General features: G+C 59.0%; 2 protein-coding genes. Both read right to left on the bottom strand.

Annotation, left to right across the window (positions count from 1 at the left end; translation table 11 throughout):
• The coding region (locus ACP7E4_RS30255) for a dermonecrotic toxin domain-containing protein (protein ID WP_426119922.1) at positions 1 to 689 on the bottom strand (689 nt) is incomplete at its 3' end.
• Between the two features lie 135 nt (positions 690 to 824).
• Positions 825 to 4,276: NEL-type E3 ubiquitin ligase domain-containing protein (locus tag ACP7E4_RS30250; RefSeq protein WP_426119924.1), on the bottom strand; the 3,452-nt coding region annotated here is incomplete at its 5' end.

The following is a 4,276-nucleotide window of genomic DNA, read 5'->3' as shown; positions in this document are numbered from 1 at the left end:
TGTGCTGCCGAACCCGGTGGTTGCCCATCGAGCGTGACGGGCTTGAACACACTGTCCAGGTGCGTCTGGTATTGGCCACCCAGATCCAGCGTGCGACTCAGCTCGGCGAACTGCTCGGGCTTGATGTCCAGCGTGCCTTTATAGCGATAGCGAAAGCGCGGAATATAGGGCAGCAAGCCGGTGCCATAAATCAGTTCCACCTGCAAACCTTCCGCCGGTAACAGCGCGGCACCCTGCCCAAGGCCGCCTTCGACAGTCTCGCTGGCTTCGAAATTCTGCAGGGCAGCGTGCAGCAGCGTCTGTTTGATCGGCTGGCGTGTTTGTACCAGCAGCAGCGTAGTGATTTCCATGGTCACCAATTGATTGGCGGTGACGTCCAGCCGCAGTTTGAAACGCTCGAACAAAGCCTGTTCCAGCAATGGCGTGGCGAATTTTTCGATTGAAACAAGGCGTGATCTGATCGGCTCCACGATACGTCGAGATAACTGGCTCTTGAGTTGGCTCTGGCGCAGCGCCTCGCGCAATAGCTTGGGCGCATTGACGTACCAGGCTGGAAGGCTGCTCTTGAGAAACTCGAGATTGGTGTGCCCCGCGTCGAAGGGTACGGCACCAAAGTGCTCGCTGACGCCGGACGATGGCGGGGTTGCTGCCACAGGCGTTTGGCCTGTGGCGGGTTCTGTTGAGGACATTGGAAATACCTTGAATGACTCGAAAAGAAGTCATTCACGGTATTTATCTGACAGTGGCGTGTGACATAACAGGCTACCGCAGGGCGACATTTAGGCTTTTTAGCGCCGCAGGATGACGCCTCGCGGTGGCGCGATTCATTGCGAACCGTTCGAAGGACCTGCTGCCACACTTTCCCTGCGCGTTATCTGCCGGGCGATATCCTCGGTCAGCCGGATGGCGTCGGCTTCAACTTCAAATTGTCGCTCGCGCTGGATAGCAGCGACCTGCTCCAGATATTCACCATCCGACAGCTCGCTGCGGCGGTCATGCAAGGCATCCAGGCGCTCATAAAACGGGGCGTTAAGCGTCTCGAATCGCTGGCTGAAGCGCTGCTCGAGGAATTGCTTCCAGAAGTCGCGCTGAACCAGAGAATGGAAGAATGTCGGCTCGCCTTCCCGGGCGAGGACCCGGGCTTCAGCATCCGCCAGCATGGGTTTGGATACGCCCGCCAGTGCTAGAAACATCATGCTGCGTACCTGCTCGGGCAATTCCAGCCGGCTCTCGAGGCCGGTTCGAAAGGCCATCCGTACCTCAACGTGATCCACTGTTTCGCCGAGCAATTCCCTGATCCTGATATTCTCCAGGGCGACTTTTTCTATATCGTCCAGGCGCGCCAGCCCTCTGACCAGCTTGTACATGCGGGCGGGATGCTCGGCAATTCCAGGCAACGCCATGATCCTGAAGATCCGCACATGCAGCTCCAGATCGCTGAACACCATCGCCACGCCATCGGAACAGGTCTGCGGGTGCATCGCCAGGGCATACACCTCCTCGCGCAGCGCCCGGTTTTCCGCGATGACGTCGAGCAGTGCCCACACCCGCAGGCTCAAGGTTTTCTGATATTGCGCAAAATCGGAGCTGTGGATCAGGTCATGTAAAACCCGAAAGAAGTCTTCGGCGTTGGGCTCCGCTTCCAGATCCTCCCACCTGACAATTCTGGCCGGTTTGTCAGCAGCAGCGACATTCTCCATCCATCCCGCATCTGCTCCGGGTTGTTGCTCGGCGTGGACGCGCGCGTCATCGATACCCAGACGCGTTCGGGTCGGTTCGCTGAGCAGCGCCGAGGCACGCAGCAGGCTGTCCTCGTCCAGCGGGTTGTCATGCATCTGCACCCTGACGTAACCACGGTTGAGGTTGCTCAGACTGGCGTCGGAAAGCGTGACGATCTGGTTGTTGCGCAAATCGACCGTGTGCAACACGAAGCAATCCCACAACCCGTTGGGCAACGCGTCGATGCCGGTGAAACGCAGGCCTAGCGTCACCAGCCCGGTCAATGGGCGCAGATTCAGTTGCGAGCCAATGGGGCAGTTGTCCAGCCGCAAGATTCTCAGTGAAGTCAGGTTGCCCAAATGTTGCGCAGAGGCCGCGTCCAGGATCAGAGGATTATCACGCAAGGACAACTCCTGAAGATTGCGCTGTTGCCCCAGCGCGGCGGGCAAGGCAGTGAGTTCGTTGCTGTCGAGTCCCAGGCGGCGCAGGTTTTTGAACGGTTTGAGCAACTGTTGCGCCTGCGTCGTGGTCAGGCCCAGGCGTTCAGCGCGCAGTACGCCGATATGGTCGAAACTGGCGTGCAATTCCGGCAACCCGGAAACGCTCAGGTCACTCAGATCCAGCTCGTATCCGATGAACTCGCCCATATCGTTGTAGCGCCGCATGCCCATTTTTTTCCAGCCCAGTTTCAGTCGGATGGCGACAGCGGCCCTGGCTTCATAGGTGGACTCCGAAACAGCGGAGCCGCTGCCTGGAGCGGTTCGGTCGCAACCCAGCCAGTCGTCGAGGGTTTTCTCCAGGGCTTTGTATTCTTTTCCCAACAGTTTGAGTCGCGCCTTTGCAAAGGCGTTGAAGCCCCATGGTTCGCCGGTGTACCCGGTACGCATTTGATTGAGGAACATATGCACTTCGTCATCAATAAATCCAGGATAAAGCGCCTTGATCGCCAGCTCCGGCGAATAGTCATGAGCACCCATCCCAAGCATTTTGAACAGGCCGCGCAGGCGTCCACTCATGGGATAACCCACACGCCCATCCGCCAGGCGATACGGCCAGACGAAGCCCGGCTTGACGGGTTGCATGTTTAGCAGGTGCGTGAGGCTGCCGCGCCGGGTGGCAGCGTAATCGCCCAGCAATACCCGCAAATCGCGCTCGGTAGGCGCCGCAGGCAGGCCAATATCCCGGCGCGCCCAATCAGGCAAGGCCTGTAACAAAGCCTCAAAGAACGTCTGGTCGAAACGGCCGATCCGATTGCTATCGCTTCGGAAGGTTTGATACCCGGCATCGGTCTTGACCAGCACCTGACGGATCTGCGTGCTCTGGCTGCTGCCAAGCATGTCGAGTTGCACGCCATCAAGGCTGCCATCGTGCAGTTCAATGGCAAGGTCGGCTGGCCAGCCCGGCAAATCCGGCAACAGGCCAAATCCCGCTTTGAAGGTGTCCGGATTGTTGGTCACCGCGCGGTAAAACCCCTCGTTGGCGCGATTCAGTCGTAGCTGTTGCTGATATTCCCGCGCCTGCTCGGCGATCGGCAACGGGATGCGTTTGGCCGTGGCCATGCGTTGCCTCTGCGCTGGGCTGGCCGAGTCCACCAGTTCCCGAGCGATGGCATTCGGCATGTCGGGGAAGTCACGGCGAATCAGCTTGATCAACGGATCATCGAGGGGCTCATCCAGCGCGTAAAGTTCATCAAACAGCTGACCTTTATGGGCCTGAGCCAGCTCGGACAGGTTCCGCGCCAGGCAGAAAATCTGAGCCTGCCTGCTTTCGACCTCTTCACCCAGCAAACTGGCGACTTCCTCCGGGAGCAAGCTTTTGAGCAGGGTGTCGAGCAGGGCTGTCATACCGCCCGGCTTGTAAGTGACCTGAACCGCGGACGTGGAATTGTGGGTGATGTTCCAGCTTTCGAGCACGGCGTTTTGTTCATCCAGCAAGCGCAGTCCTCGAGCCAAGGGCCAACGCTGGCTGGAAGTGAGTAATTTGAGAAATGGTTCGATCCGTACCGTGCTGACCTGATCCAGGTTGCTGCCGCTCATCAGCGTAATGAAGTTTTCCACCTGCTGCTCGATGCCAAAACGCTGCAGGGTCACGCTCAGCAACGCCGGCGCAGGCAAGTTCTCCACATGCACCTGACGCAACAGCGCCTCATCGGCGCCGGTGGCGCGCAGCACGTGTTGCAAGGTTTCATCGGCAAAGGCTTCATGGGCCGAGCTCAGGCGTCTCAATGCGACGGTTTCATCCCAGCCCATGGGGTTTTCGCCTTCAAAACGCCAGACCCCTTCGCCATTGTGCTCAAGCACGGGCGAGTGTGATGTGAGGTCGCCGGGATGTTCGACGCGCCACTTGTTCAAGGCTGTATCGAACTCTATGCGATAGACCGCTCCGGCCAGGGGCAACCAGGTTTTACCTTCAGCCTTGATCAAGCCCTGAGCATCGGCGGCCGCCCGGGAAGGCAGAACAACCTTCTGCCGGAACCGCGCGAGATCGGGCTTCCATAACCGGGTCAGGCCGTTGGGCAGTTTCACCGAGGCCAGGCTTTCCACGAACGACGATGGCA

It is taken from the genome of Pseudomonas sp. DSP3-2-3 (assembly GCF_049898225.1).
In the GTDB taxonomy this organism is placed as follows: domain Bacteria; phylum Pseudomonadota; class Gammaproteobacteria; order Pseudomonadales; family Pseudomonadaceae; genus Aquipseudomonas.
This window is presented reverse-complemented; position numbering and strand designations above follow the sequence as displayed.